Origin of the sequence: Arthrobacter sp. MYb213, from assembly GCF_002979915.1 — a bacterium.
Taxonomy (GTDB): domain Bacteria; phylum Actinomycetota; class Actinomycetes; order Actinomycetales; family Micrococcaceae; genus Glutamicibacter.
In genome coordinates this window covers 17,236-31,099 of record NZ_PCQA01000007.1, presented here as the reverse complement: position 1 = coordinate 31,099, position 13,864 = coordinate 17,236, and the positions used below count along the sequence as shown (strand labels likewise).

Annotated in this window: 12 protein-coding genes; 8 read left to right on the top strand and 4 right to left on the bottom strand. The window is 62.5% G+C overall.

The genetic code is table 11. The features are described 5' to 3' along the window. Positions 1–82: 82 nt before the first annotated feature. From CQ011_RS15220 to CQ011_RS15185, 8 genes are all read left to right on the top strand, one after another. On the top strand, positions 83–964 hold the full coding sequence (locus CQ011_RS15220; RefSeq protein WP_105678571.1) for a TrmH family RNA methyltransferase: 882 nt from the start codon (positions 83–85) through the stop codon (positions 962–964). A 10-nt stretch (positions 965–974) separates the two neighbouring features. Next, positions 975–1,409: a (deoxy)nucleoside triphosphate pyrophosphohydrolase gene (locus CQ011_RS15215; protein WP_105678570.1), complete on the top strand. Its 435-nt coding sequence runs from the start codon at positions 975–977 to the stop codon at positions 1,407–1,409. Between the two features lie 74 nt (positions 1,410–1,483). After that, positions 1,484–2,134 (top strand): LppM family (lipo)protein, encoded by a 651-nt coding sequence (locus CQ011_RS15210; RefSeq protein WP_105678569.1) that lies wholly within the window; start codon positions 1,484–1,486, stop codon positions 2,132–2,134. A gap of 116 nt (positions 2,135–2,250) precedes the next feature. After that, entirely contained in the window at positions 2,251–3,330 is a 1,080-nt protein-coding gene (locus CQ011_RS15205) for a phenylalanine--tRNA ligase subunit alpha (protein ID WP_105678568.1), read from the top strand. Between the two features lie 3 nt (positions 3,331–3,333). Next, positions 3,334–5,874, top strand: coding sequence for a phenylalanine--tRNA ligase subunit beta (pheT, locus tag CQ011_RS15200; RefSeq protein ID WP_105678567.1), 2,541 nt, complete (start codon positions 3,334–3,336; stop codon positions 5,872–5,874). Between the two features lie 159 nt (positions 5,875–6,033). Beyond that, on the top strand, positions 6,034–6,246 hold the full coding sequence (locus tag CQ011_RS15195) for a hypothetical protein (RefSeq protein ID WP_105678566.1): 213 nt from the start codon (positions 6,034–6,036) through the stop codon (positions 6,244–6,246). Between the two features lie 16 nt (positions 6,247–6,262). Then, entirely contained in the window at positions 6,263–6,589 is a 327-nt protein-coding gene (locus tag CQ011_RS15190; protein WP_105678565.1) for an antibiotic biosynthesis monooxygenase family protein, read from the top strand. Then, entirely contained in the window at positions 6,586–6,891 is a 306-nt protein-coding gene (locus CQ011_RS15185) for a hypothetical protein (protein ID WP_105678564.1), read from the top strand. Before CQ011_RS15190 ends, CQ011_RS15185 begins: the two co-directional genes overlap by 4 nt. 6 nt (positions 6,892–6,897) lie before the next feature. Here the strand turns inward: CQ011_RS15185 and CQ011_RS15180 are convergent, their stop codons facing one another. The 4 genes from CQ011_RS15180 to CQ011_RS15165 all read right to left on the bottom strand — a co-directional run bounded on the left by CQ011_RS15180 (position 6,898) and on the right by CQ011_RS15165 (position 13,715). Continuing rightward, a complete protein-coding gene (locus CQ011_RS15180; protein ID WP_105678563.1) occupies positions 6,898–7,338 on the bottom strand; it encodes a VOC family protein in 441 nt (146 codons plus the stop codon). 118 nt (positions 7,339–7,456) lie between these two features. Continuing rightward, positions 7,457–8,353, bottom strand: a complete 897-nt coding sequence (gene ppk2, locus CQ011_RS15175; RefSeq protein WP_105678562.1) for a polyphosphate kinase 2 — start codon at positions 8,351–8,353, stop codon at positions 7,457–7,459. A gap of 126 nt (positions 8,354–8,479) precedes the next feature. Then, a complete protein-coding gene (locus CQ011_RS15170) occupies positions 8,480–9,781 on the bottom strand; it encodes a M1 family metallopeptidase (RefSeq protein ID WP_105678561.1) in 1,302 nt (433 codons plus the stop codon). Positions 9,782–9,794: 13 nt separating this feature from the next. Beyond that, the gene (locus tag CQ011_RS15165; RefSeq protein ID WP_105678560.1) at positions 9,795–13,715 is read right to left on the bottom strand and encodes a Pls/PosA family non-ribosomal peptide synthetase; all 3,921 of its coding nucleotides are present in this window, start codon (positions 13,713–13,715) and stop codon (positions 9,795–9,797) included. Between the last annotated feature and the right edge of the window lie 149 nt (positions 13,716–13,864).

The window sequence follows — 13,864 nt, the reverse complement described above, 5'->3', positions numbered from 1 at the left end:
GTAGGACAGATCACACCGAAGGGTGGGCACCGCACATAGTGCGGAGCCCACCCTTCGGTGTTTCTACCGGTATTCTCGTTATATGACCAGCTTCTCCAATGATGTGATGTCCAATCCACGCGCCGACCGAGTGAAGGCAGTAGCCCGGCTAGCCCACCGTAAGGGGCGCGAAGCAACCGGCGAATTCCTCGCCGAAGGCCCGCAATCGGTGCGCGAAGCGCTGCTCGCCCACCAAAGTAATGACCAGCTGGTTCAAGAGGTCTACGTGGTGCCCGGCTTCCTGGAAAGCCATGAGGAATTTGCGACGTTGCTCGATGCAGCTAACATTCACACCTTCTTTGTCACCGGCGATGTCATTTCCGCCATGGCAGACACGAAGAACCCCCAAGGTATCCTCGCCGTAGTTGCTATGTCCCAGCCGCAGCTTTTCGAGGTACTGGCCAGCAAACCGAAATTGATCGCGGTGCTGTGCCGCATTCAGGATCCGGGAAATGCCGGCACGATCTTGCGCGCCGCCGATGCAGCCGGTGCCGACGCGGTGATTATCACCAAAGACAGCGTTGATATTTATAACCCCAAAGCCGTACGCTCCACCGCCGGCTCACTGTTCCACTTGCCGGTGCTCAGCGACGTAGACCTAGCACAGGTCGTGGCCGAAATTAATGGCGCGGAAGAGTCCTTCCAAATTTTGTCGGCCGATGGCTACGCCGAACACAACTTAGACACCCTGCAAGATGGCGCAGTATTACGCGCTGGTTCATTGGAATCCGTGAGCGCGCAGGAGCCAGCACTGGAACGCCCGACGATCTGGCTATTTGGCAATGAAGGCCAGGGCCTGAGCGAGCAAGAAAAGGCGCTGGCACAGTTTAACGTCGCAGTACCGCTCTACGGGGTGGCCGAATCGCTGAACGTGAGCACCGCCGCGACCGTGTGCCTCTACGCGTCGGCTCGCGCCCAGCGGTAGGCAGCGTCCGATGCAGCTCAAACAAATCGTCGCGGTAGCGATCATCGACAGTTTCCAAGCGCCCAGCAAGATGTTGGCAGCACGGCGCAATCGGCCGGTGGAACTGGCCGGACTCTGGGAATTTCCCGGGGGCAAAGTCGAACCGGGGGAGTCGCAGATCGATGCGGTACACCGCGAACTGCGTGAAGAACTTGGCATACAGCTGAATCTCGGAGCAGAGATCACCGGTCCGCACGCCCAGGGCTGGGTGCTCAATGAGAGGGCAGCAATGCGCGTCTGGTTCGCCACCATCAGTGAAGGTACGCCGGACACGCTCGATGGACATGACCAATTGGCCTGGCTAGAACTCGACGATTCCTTGGGCACGGTAGTGCCGTGGATCGAGGCCGACGCCCCGATTGTGGCTGCCTGCCTGGCCCAGGCCCATTCGGGGTCTACCTACTGAACCACGTAAGCTGGTCATAGTGCCTGGAAACGGCAACCCGTAACCAACCCACAAAATTTTTAGGAGTAATCCGAGTGAAGAGACTTCTTGGCGTTCTCGCGCTGGTCTTTACCGCAATGCTGGCCCTCTCCGGCTGCGTCAACATGAACGCTGAGGTCAACGTGACCGGTGCCGATCAGGCTACCGGTGCATTGCAGCTCACCACTCATCAGGAAAACCTGCAGGGCCAGAAGTTCGAGGACGTGCTGGCCACACAGATGAACACCGACGAGCTGGATAGCATTCTGGGCGAGCAGTGGAGCTACACCACCATCGACGACGGTGAAAACGTCGGCCTGCGCTTTGAAACCGTCGGCAAGATGAACTTTGTCCAGCTACAGGACGCATTTATGACCTTCGGCTTCCCAATTACCTTGACCGATCAGGGCGGCGAATTCGGATTCTCGATGCCAGGCGCCGGTGAAGTCGCGGTCAACGAACAGTTCACCGAGGCAAACTTGCAGGTCAGCTTCCCCGGTAAGGTGCTCACCCACTCCGCCGGAGTGGTCGATCACCACACCGTCACCTTCGACATGGTTGCCGGTGCAAACGAGTACAAGGCTACCGGCGCAGCAAACTACGCGGTGTTCTACTCGCTGATTTTTGCAGGCGCCATGCTGGTCCTAGCGATGATCCTCGTTTTCGCTTTTGTACCGAAGGCAGCCAAGGATCCAGCCGGTCACTAAGTGATTCGTTAGCTTCTTCACGGCCTGGGCCCGTCATCGTTGAAACGTTGACGGGCCTTAGCTAATAGAATAGGGACTAATAGTTCCACGAGATAAGAGAAGGATCGATCGATCCCATGTCTGATCAGACAATCCAAGAGGCAACGGAAGCGGAGCTCAACGCACCGCATCCGACAGATGAAGCAGGCATCAACGCCGCGGTTCAAGCTGCACTGGCAGCCATCGAATCCGCTGGCGACCTGACCGAACTAAAAGATGCACGGCTCGCCCACAGCGGTGAGAAGTCCGCGCTGTCGCTGGCGAACCGGCAGATCGGCAAGCTGGACAAGTCCGAGAAGGCGGTGGCCGGCAAGCTCGTCGGCGGCGCCCGCGGACGGGTGAACAAGGCGCTGGCCGCCCGCACGGTAGTGCTCGAAGAAGCCGAGGCCGCACGCATCCTGGAAGAGGAGACCGTCGACGTCACCGCGGCTCCGCGCCGTCGCCGCGTCGGTGCCCGCCACCCACTGTCGGTATTGCAGGACCGCGTATCGGACATCTTCGTCGGTATGGGCTGGGAAATCGCCGAAGGCCCCGAGGTTGAATCCGAGTGGTTCAACTTCGATGCACTGAACTTCAAACCAGACCACCCGGCCCGCGAAATGCAGGACACCTTCTTCATTGAGCCGGCCGACGCGCACCTGGTGCTGCGTACCCACACCTCCCCGGTGCAGGTGCGTTCGATGCTGCAGCGTGAGACCCCGGTCTACGTGCTCTGCCCGGGCCGTACCTTCCGCACCGATGAGCTGGACGCTACCCACACCCCGGTTTTCCACCAGTTTGAGGGTCTCGCCGTAGATAAGGGCCTGACCATGGCCGATCTGCGCGGCACGCTGGAGCACTTCGCGCGTCAGATGTTCGGCAAGGATGCACAGATCCGTCTGCGCCCGGCCTACTTCCCGTTCACCGAACCAAGCGCCGAGCTGGACATCTGGCACCCAGGCGCCAAGGGCGGACCGCGCTGGATCGAGTGGGGTGGCTGCGGCATGATCAACCCGAACGTGCTGCGCGCCGCCGGGATCGACCCGGAAGAATACTCCGGATTCGCCTTCGGCATGGGCATCGAGCGCACGCTCATGTTCCGCAACGACGTCCCGGACATGCACGACATGATCGAGGGCGACATTCGTTTCAGCCAGCACTTCGGGATGGAGATTTAAGTTATGCGTATTCCACTTTCATGGCTGCGCGAATACACGCAGCTTCCGGCCGATGCAAGCGCCGAAGATTTGATGGCCGATCTGGTGAAGGTCGGTTTGGAGGAAGAGGACGTACACCGTCCCTCCGACAACCTCTCGGGCCCGATCGTCGTCGGTCAGGTGCTCTCGTTGGTGAAGGAAGAACAGACCAACGGCAAAACTATCAACTGGTGCCAGGTCCGCGTGGTGCCCGAAGGTACCGAGCAGACGCTGACCGGCAAGGGCATCGAGCCCAACGGCGTGCAGGGCATCATCTGCGGCGCGCATAACTTCGTGGAGGGTGACAAGGTTGTAGTCACCCTGCCCGGCGCCGTGCTGCCCGGAGATTTTAAGATCACCCCACGCAAAACCTACGGACATGTTTCAGCCGGCATGATCGCCTCCTCCCGCGAGCTGGGCATCGGCGAGGACCACGACGGCATTATGGTGCTGGCAAACTTCGGGCTAGACCCAGAGGTGGGCACCGACGCGTTTGAGCTTTTCGGGCTGAACGATCAGGCCGCTGAAATCAACGTCACCCCGGATCGCGGCTACTGCTTCTCGATCCGCGGCGTCGCCCGCGAATACGGCCTAGCCACCGGCACCTCGTTCACCGACCCGGCGAGCACCATCAAGGTCACCGCGGCAACCGGCGCCGGCCACCAGGTCAAGCTGTCCGACGACGCACCGATCTACGATGTGCCCGGCTGCACGCGTTTTGTCACTCGCGAAGTCACCGGCATCAACCCGGCGCTGCCCACCCCACGCTGGATGGCCTCGCGCCTCCAACTGGCAGGAATGCGTTCGATCTCGCTGGTTGTCGACATCTCCAACTATGTGATGCTTGAGCTCGGCGCACCACTGCACTTCTACGATGCGGACAAGCTCACCGGTGCGATCACCGTGCGCCGTGCTACCGCCGGAGAAAAGCTCACCACGCTCGATGAGAAGAACCGCGAGCTGTCGGTGGAGGACCTGCTGATCACCGACGAGTCCGGTGCTTTGGGTATTGCTGGCGTCATGGGTGGCGCGGCTACCGAGGTCAGCGATTCCACCAGCCGCGTGCTGATCGAGGCCGCACACTTTGACGCAGTATCCATCGGCCGATCCCGCCGCCGGCACAAACTGCCGTCGGAGGCTTCCAAGCGTTTTGAGCGCGGGGTTGACCCGCGCATTATGGACATCGCCGCGCAGCGTGCGGTGAATCTGCTCGTTGAGCTGGCCGGGGGCACCGAGACTGCCAACGTCACCGACGCAGGCATGGTTCCGGCCGACACCCAGATTCAGCTGCCTGCCGGTTTCGCCGGGGCACTGATCGGCGTGGAATATACCGACGAGCAGACCATCACCGCGCTTGGGGGCATCGGCGCAACCGTCGAGCAAAACGCCGAGGGCTTCATGGTTTCGGCTCCAAGCTGGCGCCCGGACCTAGAGATTGAGGAAGACCTGGTTGAGGAAGTAGCCCGCGTGGTTGGCTATGACCAGATCCCGGCAACCTTGCCGGTGGCCCCACCAGGACGTGGCCTGACCCGGACCCAGTCCCAGCGCCGACGCCTGTTGCAGGGCCTTGCCGATGCTGGCCTGACCGAGGTCTTGACCTACCCGTTCGTTTCCGAGGCGCAGAACAACACCTTCGGCACCCCGGAAGCTGGCAGCACGGTGAAAGCCGTGTCGCTGGCCAACCCGATCTCCAAGGAGTTCCGTTTCCTGCGCACCAGCCTGCTGCCGGGTCTGCTGGACACCGCACGACGCAATATCGGCCGTGGTTTCCGCGATTTGGCCTTGTACGAGGGTGGTCTGGTGTTCTTGCCGGGCGAGCAGTTGGGCTCGGCATTCCTTCCTCCGTTGGGCGTCAAGCCAAGCGATGAGGTGCTGGCGGACCTGTATCACGGGGTTCCCCACCAGCCATGGCAGCTGGCCGCGGTCTTCACCGGCCATGAGGCTTCGGCCGCCGCCGGATTTGCGCCGCGTCTGTGGGACTGGGCCGATGCTTTGGACGCCGCACGCACCGTCGCGGACATCCTGGGTGTTCAGCTGGAGGTCGCTCAGGGCGATCACCAGGCCTTCCACCCGGGCCGCGCCGCGACGCTGAAGGTTGCTGGCGAAGTGGTTGGCTACGCTGGCGAGCTGCACCCGGCGTTGCTCAAGGACGCCGATCTGCCGCCGCGCACCGTGGCGATGGAGCTGAACGCTGCCGCGATGATGGCCGCCGCGCCGCAGGTAGTGGTGGCGCAGTCGCTGTCTACTCAGCCGCTGGCCACCCAGGATGTCGCCTTGGTCGTCGATCAACACGTCGTCGCAGGTCATGTGCTTGACACCCTGCGCGAGGGTGCCGGCGCACTGCTCGAAGACATCACCTTGTTCGATGTATACCAGGGGCAGGGCATCGAAGAGGGCAAGAAGTCGTTGGCCTTCGGGTTGCGCTTCCGCGCCGAGGATCGCACGCTGACCGCCGATGAAGCCTCCGAGGCGCGTGCCGCCGCGGTAGCCTTGGCGGCCGAAAAGTTTGGCGCTACCCAGCGCTAAACCATGTTAACCGGCGCCGAGCGTCGGGCAAACAACGCCCCGGGGTCTCTGCATTCACGCAGATGATCCTGGGGCGTTGGTTTTTCCCGCATCTGCCAGCTAGCACCGGCCGGTGCACGTTAGAATTAGGGTTCACGGTAGCTACCTCGGGGGCAATATATGGGTTCACGGATCGCCGCGCGGCTTGGCGCGGTGCTACTTATTGTGGTGCTTGGCGCCCTCGCGGTAGCGGTGGCGGTGTTTTTGGCGATGGGCGCGGTCAACCTGATCCAGCGCGGTGCCGGGACACATCTGGAAGAGCCGCCCACCCCGAGCGTGGAATTTAGCGAACCGCCCGCGGACCCGCTACCCGGGCACCCCAACGGACCCTAGAAACGAGCGCAACACCATGATCGTGGAACACGCCATCCTGCCTGTGCGCAGCGGGGCCGAGGAAGCGTTTGAACTCGCCTTCGGCCAGGCACGCAGCCTAATCGAAGAACAACCAGGATTTATCGCGCTCCAACTTTCACGTTCGATCCAAAGCCCGAACCAGTACCTGCTGCTGGTGCGATGGGAGTCGGTGGCCGCACACACCGAAGGCTTTCGCCGCTCAGCTCAGTATCAGCTCTGGAAGCAGGCGCTGCACCATTTTTATGATCCGTTCCCCGTGGTGGAACACTTTACCCCGGTGTTCGATTCCGAACCCGGCTCCCGGGCGGAGGATGGGTTGTGATCGACCACCCGCGGGAGAACAAGCAACTGCCGGTCGCGGTACGAGCCACCGCCGCGCTGGGGATCCGGCGCCTGAGCAGACGCAGTTTCCGCTACTTCCGCTATGCGTTGCGCTACTCCGACGGCCGAGAATTGTACGAGGTAGGCGCGATCGAGTTCGACAAACTTTTACAGGGCCACCGTTACCCGGCTGACACCAAATGCGTCCGCGACGGGGCCGAACAACATTGCCCGCACACCGGGGACGGGTCATGGGTGGATTACCCCTACGGAATGCCCCTGGCGACACCGCGCGCAAATTAGTTCAGATTACTTTTCCGGTTCGTAGCCGATGAGCCAGTGCACCCCAAAACGATCGCGCACCTGACCGTCGCTGGCACCCCAGGCTTTGCGCGCCAGCGGATCGAGTATCGTGCCACCCTCGGCGAGCTTCTCGAACCAGACATGCAATGTTGCAGGTGGCGCCGTGCCCAGCAGGCTGAGCATTAAACCTTGGGTGGACAGTGCTTCTTCGCCCGCTGCAGCATCGGCCGCGTACAAGGTGAGTGCACCGTGCAGCATGCCGTGGGCGATGTGCTCGCCTGGCCCGTCGGTGCGCGCAAATTCGGCGTAGCTAAAGAGCGCGAGCGTTCCGCCAAAAATATCTTGGTAGCGTTCCAACGCTTGAGCCGCGGTGCCCGGAAAAAGGATGTAGGGCGCGGGCGCAGCCGAGACCGGCGCCGGGGATTCGGGGGACTTAGGTTCTGCCATGAGCTTTCCTCCACACTTCGCGCACCACTTAGAAAGTCGCGTCGGTGTTTATCGGTTGCCTCAGCGTAGTGCCGGGCCGCGCGAAGGCGCAAGAGCCGCGAAGCCGCAAGAAGCAGTATTAGAACTCTTCACCGTGGCTGATGACGTTTGCAGCTCGCCCAACGATCTGCGGATCGGGGGTGCCCACCAGCTCGTGGTCCTTGCCCTTGTACTCGAAGAGGTTCAGCACGTGGCGCATGGCCTGCAGCCGGGCGCGCTTCTTGTCGTTGGACTTCACCACCGTCCACGGGGCATGCTCGGTGTCGGTCTTCAGGAACATCTGTTTTTTCGCGGCCGTGTAGTCATCCCACTTGTCCAGCGAGGCCAGGTCCATGGGGGAGAGCTTCCACTGGCGCACCGGGTCGATGCGGCGAATGAGGAAACGAGTGAACTGTTCGGCGGCGGAGACGGAGAACCAGAACTTCACCAGGTCAATGCCCTCTTCTACGAGCAGCCGTTCAAAGTGTGGAGTCTGCTCCAAAAAGTGCTCAACCTGATTTTCACTGCAGAAACCCATCGCCCGCTCCACCCCGGCGCGGTTGTACCAGGACCTGTCAAAGAGCACGATCTCCCCGGCGGCCGGGAAATGTTCGATGTAGCGCTGGTAATACCACTGGGTGGATTCGCGTTCGGTCGGCTTTTCTAGGGCGACGACGCGTGCCCCGCGCGGGTTCAGATGCTCGGTGAAACGTTTGATCGTGCCGCCTTTGCAGGCCGCGTCGCGTCCCTCGAAGACGATCATCAACCGCCGATCGTGCGCCTTGAGCCACTTTTGGAGCTTCAGTAGTTCGATTTGCAACGCACGCTTTTGCGTATCGTAGGTCGCCCGTTCCATTTTGGCGTCGTAGGGGTAGTCCTCGCGCCAGGTGTCCACGATGGATCCGTCAGCGCGCACCAGCACCGGGTCATCATCGTCGTTGTCTAGCACGGAGTAGCCGCGAAACGCATCTTCAAGCAGGGGGAGTTCAACCGTCATGGCTTCAGCCTAGTTTTGCCAGGTGAACAGCTGGTGAATAATTGGCCAACCGCTCATTGAGTACCGCGTTTATGACCTATGGCCTACGCCACGTGGTCCCCGGTGGTGTCCGCGATACGCAGCGAGCTAGTGCGGGAAGGCCGGCAGCGCTTGTTCGTAAAGCCAAGGATCTAGAAGCGCGGCGACATCCAGTGTGTCGGGCGCGAACCCCTGGGCGTGCGCGAGGAACGCGGCGGTGTCCACATGCCCGTGGGCATAGGTGGCAACCCAGTCTTTGAGCATCGCGTAGAAGGTTTCGGGACCCAGCGCACCGCGTAACGCGAACAGCGCTAGCGCGCCGCGTTTATATACCCGGTCATCGAACATTTGCTCGGCCCCCGGGGCCCCGATAGCCAGATCCTGCGCGGACTCGTTTAGCTTCTCCCACGCCGCTCGGGCCCGATCGGCCAGCGAGAGCAACCCGGCAGATTCGGAGTACAACCATTCGCTGAAGCAGGCGAACCCCTCATGCAACCAGATATCGCTCCAGCGCTTTAAGGTCAGCGAATTGCCCCACCACTGATGCGAAAATTCGTGGGCGATCAGCCGTTGCGCCTCCCAGTCCAAGGACAGGTGATTGCGCCCAAAAATGCTCAGCCCCGCGGCCTCCAACGGGATTTCTAGCTCGTCGTCCACCACCACAATCTTGTAGCTGGCGTACGGGTAGGGGCCAAAGTGCCGTTCAAAAACCTCGGCCATCTCGCCCTGTTTGGCAAAGGCACCGCGCACCGCTAAATCCATGCCGGGCACCGCGTAGGCCAGCAGGTGGCGTTGGCTATCAAAGGGGATTTCGCTGTAGCGTCCGATCTGCACGGTGGCTAGATAACTGGCGATCGGCTCACGCTGTTCGTAGACCCAGGTATCGGCGCTCGCGGCCCGGGAATAGCCGACCTGTTCGCCGTTGGCCACCGCCCGGTAGCCGGCATCGGTGGTGATCGAAAAACGGTAGCTGGATTTGTGGCTGGGGTGATCGTTGCAAGGGAACCAGGTGGCCGCCCCGGTGGGTTGACCGGAAATTAGTACCCCGTCGGTCAGTTCCTCCCAGCCGACCTCGCCCCACATCCCGTCATCCACCCCCGGGTTTCCGGCATAGCGCAGCGCCAGTTCCAACTGTTCGCCGGCGGGAAGCATTGCAGGAAGTTTCACCTCGATGCGGTGGTGCCTTTTGGCGACCGCCAGCTTTTTGCCCTGGCAGGTGGCCTTGAGTACGCGCAAGCCATGCAGGTTTAGCCGCACCACATCCAGGTCGACCAGCGCGCGGATATGCAGTACGGCCTTGCCCTCGAGCAGGTTGCTGGCCAGCTTGCACTTGAGCTCTAGGTCGTAGTGCTCCACGGTGTACTGCTCGGAGCCGTGGTGTTTGGTGTAGTCATCTAGCTGCTGCGGCATGCGGTGCGGTCCTCTAGGCTTTCACTGGCTGATCGGTGGTGATGTTCCAGCGTACCGCCGGATTGCCGCGCCAGTAGGTATTGGCCGGCAGTTGCTCACCGCGCAGGATCAGCGAGGCCGGCCCGGCGGTGGTGCCCTCGGAAATGATCGCGGCGGGCAGGATCACGCTGTGCGGGCCAAGCGTTGCGCCCGCACCTAGGGTAACCGTGTCGATGGACATGATGCGGTCGTGGAAGAGGTGGGTTTGCAGCACGCAACCGCGGTTCACCGTGGCATGATCCTCCAAGGTGACCAGGTCAGCCTCCGGGAACCAGTAACTTTCGCACCACACCCCGTGTCCGATCTTGGCGCCTTGCGCACGCAGGAACCAGACTAGTGCCGGGGTGCCGGAGGCTAGGCGCGCAAACCACTGGGCGCAGACCAGTTCGACAAATGAGTCCACCATCTCGGTGCGCCAGATGAACGAGCTCCATAGCGTGTGCTCGCCCGGGCGGATCACCCCGACCACCAGCCATTTGGCGGCCAGCGCGGTCAGCGCGGCCACCGCCCCGGCTGCCACCAGCACCGCCCCGGAGAGCAGCGCCGCGGTGAGCGGATGGCCGTAGCTGGTCAATGCGGACAGCGCCCACAACACGGCTGCCGCGATCCCCACGGTGGTGAACACGGCTAGCGCGCGGGTCAACTCCCACAGTGCGCGCATCACCTTCAGCTTCATCGGCGGGCTGTAGGTGCGCTCGGATTCGGCATCCACGGTGGTGCGCCGCAGCTTATGCGGGGGAGAGCCGATCCACGAGGTACCGGCCTTCATCTTGCGTGGGGTGGCTGAAAGTACGGCGATCAGCGAGCGCTTGGGCACCCGGCGTCCGGCATGCAGGATGCCGGAGTTCCCCAGGAAGGCTTTTTTGCCTACGCGTACCGGGGCGATGTGCATCCATCCGCCGCCCAGCTCGTAGGAGGCGACCATGGTGTCATCGGCCAGAAAAGCGCCCGAGGCGATGGTGGTCATCTTCGGGATCAGCAGTACCGTCGAAATTTCCACATCGCGCCCGACCTTCGCACCGAGCAGGCGCAACCAGATCGGGGTGAACAGCGACGCGTAGAGCGGGAACAGCACATCGCGTGCGGTATCGAGCACGCGTTCGGTGGCCCAGGCCTGCCAGCCCACCCGCGAGGTGATCGGATGCCAACCTTCACGCAGCCCAATGGATAAGAGCCGCACCTGAATAATGACCAGCAACATCATCGAGAAGAACCAGACCAGCGCCGCCAGCAACACGGCGGGAATGAAGCTCAGCCCAATGTTGCTCAGCGACTTGTCACCGTCCAGTAGCGGGCTCACGGCGAGCACCGCGAGGACCACGGGGATCCACTGGGCCAGGTTCAGCACCAGCGAGCCGATTCCGCCGAGTACTCGCGGCAGCACCCGGTAAGCGGGAACTTGTTCGGGCCAGCGCGGTTTAGCGCGCCCTGCACGAGTGGCCGGGGAGCCTGCATAGCGGGAGTTTTCCCGGGTTTCGCCGTAGATCGCCGAGCCGGCTTCCACAATGGTGTGCGGCGCAACGATTGCGCCCGGAGTCAGCGTGGAACGCGCGCCGACGGAGGCGAAATCGCCCACGGTGATGTGTCCGACGTGCACCAGGTCTCCGTCGATCCAGTAACCGGAGACATCAACCTCGGGCTCTAGGGCCGCCCCGGGGCCCACGGTGAGCATTCCGGTGACCGGTGGCAGGGTGTGCACGGCAGCGGTTTTGTCGATGTTCGCGCCGAGCATCCGCGCATACCAGGGCAGCAGTGGTGCGCTGGCCAGCGAGACCGGATCGACCACGTCAGCGATGTGTTGAGCCAACCAGAGCCGCAGGTGCATCGCCCCGGAGCGTCGGTAGGTGCCCGGTGTCAGGCCACGCAGCAGCAGTTTCGCTGCTACCACCGAGAGCAACATGCGCCCGGGCGGGGTAACAAAAATCAGCCACGAGGCCAGTAGCAAATACCACGGGATCGGCAGCGGCGCATCAAAAATTCCCACGCTGAGCAAGAACCAGTGCCCCAGCATGAGGTAGGTGAACCAGCGCAACCCGGAAAGGATAAATAGTGGCACCGCCAGCAGCGACTGGATGATCTGGGTACTGCGTTTAGTGCGTTTAACGATGCGAGGTTCGATCACCTCGTCGTTGACCGGCTTACCGCCAAGGTAGGTGACCAGCGCGCCGAAGCGCGGATAGTCGTAGAGTTCGGCGACGGTCAGATCCGGGTAGCGGTAGCGCAACGCGGAGACCAACTGCGCGGCAGACAACGATCCGCCGCCGGAGCCGAAGAAGTCGGCGTCCGCGCTGGATACCGCCGCGCCTAACGCACCCTTCCACGCATCTGCCACAAACTGCCCGGTCGTATCTAAGCCGCTCAGTTGCTCGCCGGTGTCTTCGCCGGCGCCTGCCAACGGCCAGGGCAAGGCATTACGATCCACCTTGCCACTGGTTTTCATCGGCATGGTCTCCACCAGAGTGAGCAGTGGCACCATCGCCGCCGGTAAATCTTCGAGCAGTGCGGTGCGTGCCGCGTTCAGGTCGTAGTCCGGGTCCGCAGCCAGATAGCCGACCAAAATCTTGTTGCCGGTGTTTGTTTCGCGTACCGCGACGGCGGCGCTGGACACACTCTCTAGTGAGGCGAGGGCGGCATCAATTTCGCCCAGTTCAATGCGTCGCCCGCCGATTTTCACCTGGTCATCCACGCGCCCGATGAACACCAACCCCAGCGGGTCGTTGATCACCATATCGCCTGAGCGGTAAGCGCGTTCCCAACCCAGGGTGGGCATCGGCGCATACTTTTCTGCGTCTTTATCCGGATCTAAGTAGCGGGCCAGTCCCACGCCGCCAATGATCAGCTCACCGGATTGACCCTCGGGCACCGGGATACCTTCGGGGTCCACTACCGCCAGGTCCCAGCCGGCCAGCGGCAATCCGATGCGCACCGGTAAGCTGCCGTCCATGGTGGCCCCGCACGCTACCACGGTCGCCTCGGTCGGCCCGTAGGTGTTCCACAGTTCGCGACTGTCGGTGGCCAGACGGGCGGCAAGTTCTGGAGGGCAAGCCTCCCCGCCGAAGATCAACAAACGTACCGAATCTAGTGCTTGGGCCGGCCACAGCGCGGCCAATGTGGGCACGGTGGACACCGCGGTGATCGAACGGGAGATCAGCCAGGGGCCTAAGTCCATGCCGCTGCGGACCAGGGCGCGCGGGGCCGGGACCAGGCAGGAGCCGTTGCGCCAGGCGATCCACATTTCCTCGCAGGAGGCGTCAAAGGCCACCGATAGTCCGGCAAGCACCCGGTCGCTAGTGTTCAGCGGGTCGTTGGGTAAGAACATTTGCGCCTCGGCGTCCACAAAGGCCGCCGCGGAGCGGTGCGTGACCGCAACACCCTTGGGTTTGCCGGTGGAGCCGGAAGTGAAGATGATCCACGCGTCGTCGCCAAGTTGTGGGGCGCGTGGGTTGCGGAAGGGGGCCGGACGGTTCGGGTCGATCACGGTCAGCTGATCGGTGCCGGAGATGAAACCGGCCACTTGGGCCTCGTCAAACACGGTTTTGGCGCGCTCGTCGGGATCGTCGGCGTCCACCGGCACGTAGGCGGCACCCACCCAGAGGATCGCCAGGATCCATTCGTAGAGCGCGGCGGTCCCGGAGGTGACGCGCACGCCGATCCGGTCCCCGGCGCCGAGGCCCGACTGATGTAGGCGTAGTGCCTTGGTCTTAACCTCGTCGATCAGCTCGGCGTAACTTTCGATGCGTGCGCCGTCGTCAATGGCCGGCGCGTCGGGATGGGCCTTGGCGGTGGCCTGCACAATGTCGATCAGCGTCCGTGGCGCTGGGGCCAGCGAACCGGCCGGAAACTGCGCCGGGTAGATGGACGAATTCTCGGGGGTGGAACTATCTACGGAGTCCATAAGCGGGCGGATCCGTCCCTTCGCTACGGGTGGGGTGCACCAGTGGGCTGCGAGTTCGTGGGGGATACGGGCTCGCATAAAAAAGGGGTATGGATCCTGGAGGGGATCGGACGTTGCGACGTCCTGCACCTATTAAAGCCCCTGAAAGC

What these genes read in the sequence shown, in the direction of transcription:
- CQ011_RS15170 (WP_105678561.1), bottom strand. Translation starts at nt 9,781, where the DNA reads ATGCCGCAGCAGCTAGATGACTACACCAAACACCACGGCTCCGAGCAG.
- CQ011_RS15220 (WP_105678571.1), top strand. Translation starts at nt 83, where the DNA reads ATGACCAGCTTCTCCAATGATGTGATGTCCAATCCACGCGCCGACCGA.
- CQ011_RS15180 (WP_105678563.1), bottom strand. Translation starts at nt 7,338, where the DNA reads ATGGCAGAACCTAAGTCCCCCGAATCCCCGGCGCCGGTCTCGGCTGCG.
- CQ011_RS15205 (WP_105678568.1), top strand. Translation starts at nt 2,251, where the DNA reads ATGTCTGATCAGACAATCCAAGAGGCAACGGAAGCGGAGCTCAACGCA.
- CQ011_RS15190 (WP_105678565.1), top strand. Translation starts at nt 6,263, where the DNA reads ATGATCGTGGAACACGCCATCCTGCCTGTGCGCAGCGGGGCCGAGGAA.
- CQ011_RS15165 (WP_105678560.1), bottom strand. Translation starts at nt 13,715, where the DNA reads ATGGACTCCGTAGATAGTTCCACCCCCGAGAATTCGTCCATCTACCCG.
- ppk2 (WP_105678562.1), bottom strand. Translation starts at nt 8,353, where the DNA reads ATGACGGTTGAACTCCCCCTGCTTGAAGATGCGTTTCGCGGCTACTCC.
- CQ011_RS15195 (WP_105678566.1), top strand. Translation starts at nt 6,034, where the DNA reads ATGGGTTCACGGATCGCCGCGCGGCTTGGCGCGGTGCTACTTATTGTG.
- CQ011_RS15215 (WP_105678570.1), top strand. Translation starts at nt 975, where the DNA reads ATGCAGCTCAAACAAATCGTCGCGGTAGCGATCATCGACAGTTTCCAA.
- pheT (WP_105678567.1), top strand. Translation starts at nt 3,334, where the DNA reads ATGCGTATTCCACTTTCATGGCTGCGCGAATACACGCAGCTTCCGGCC.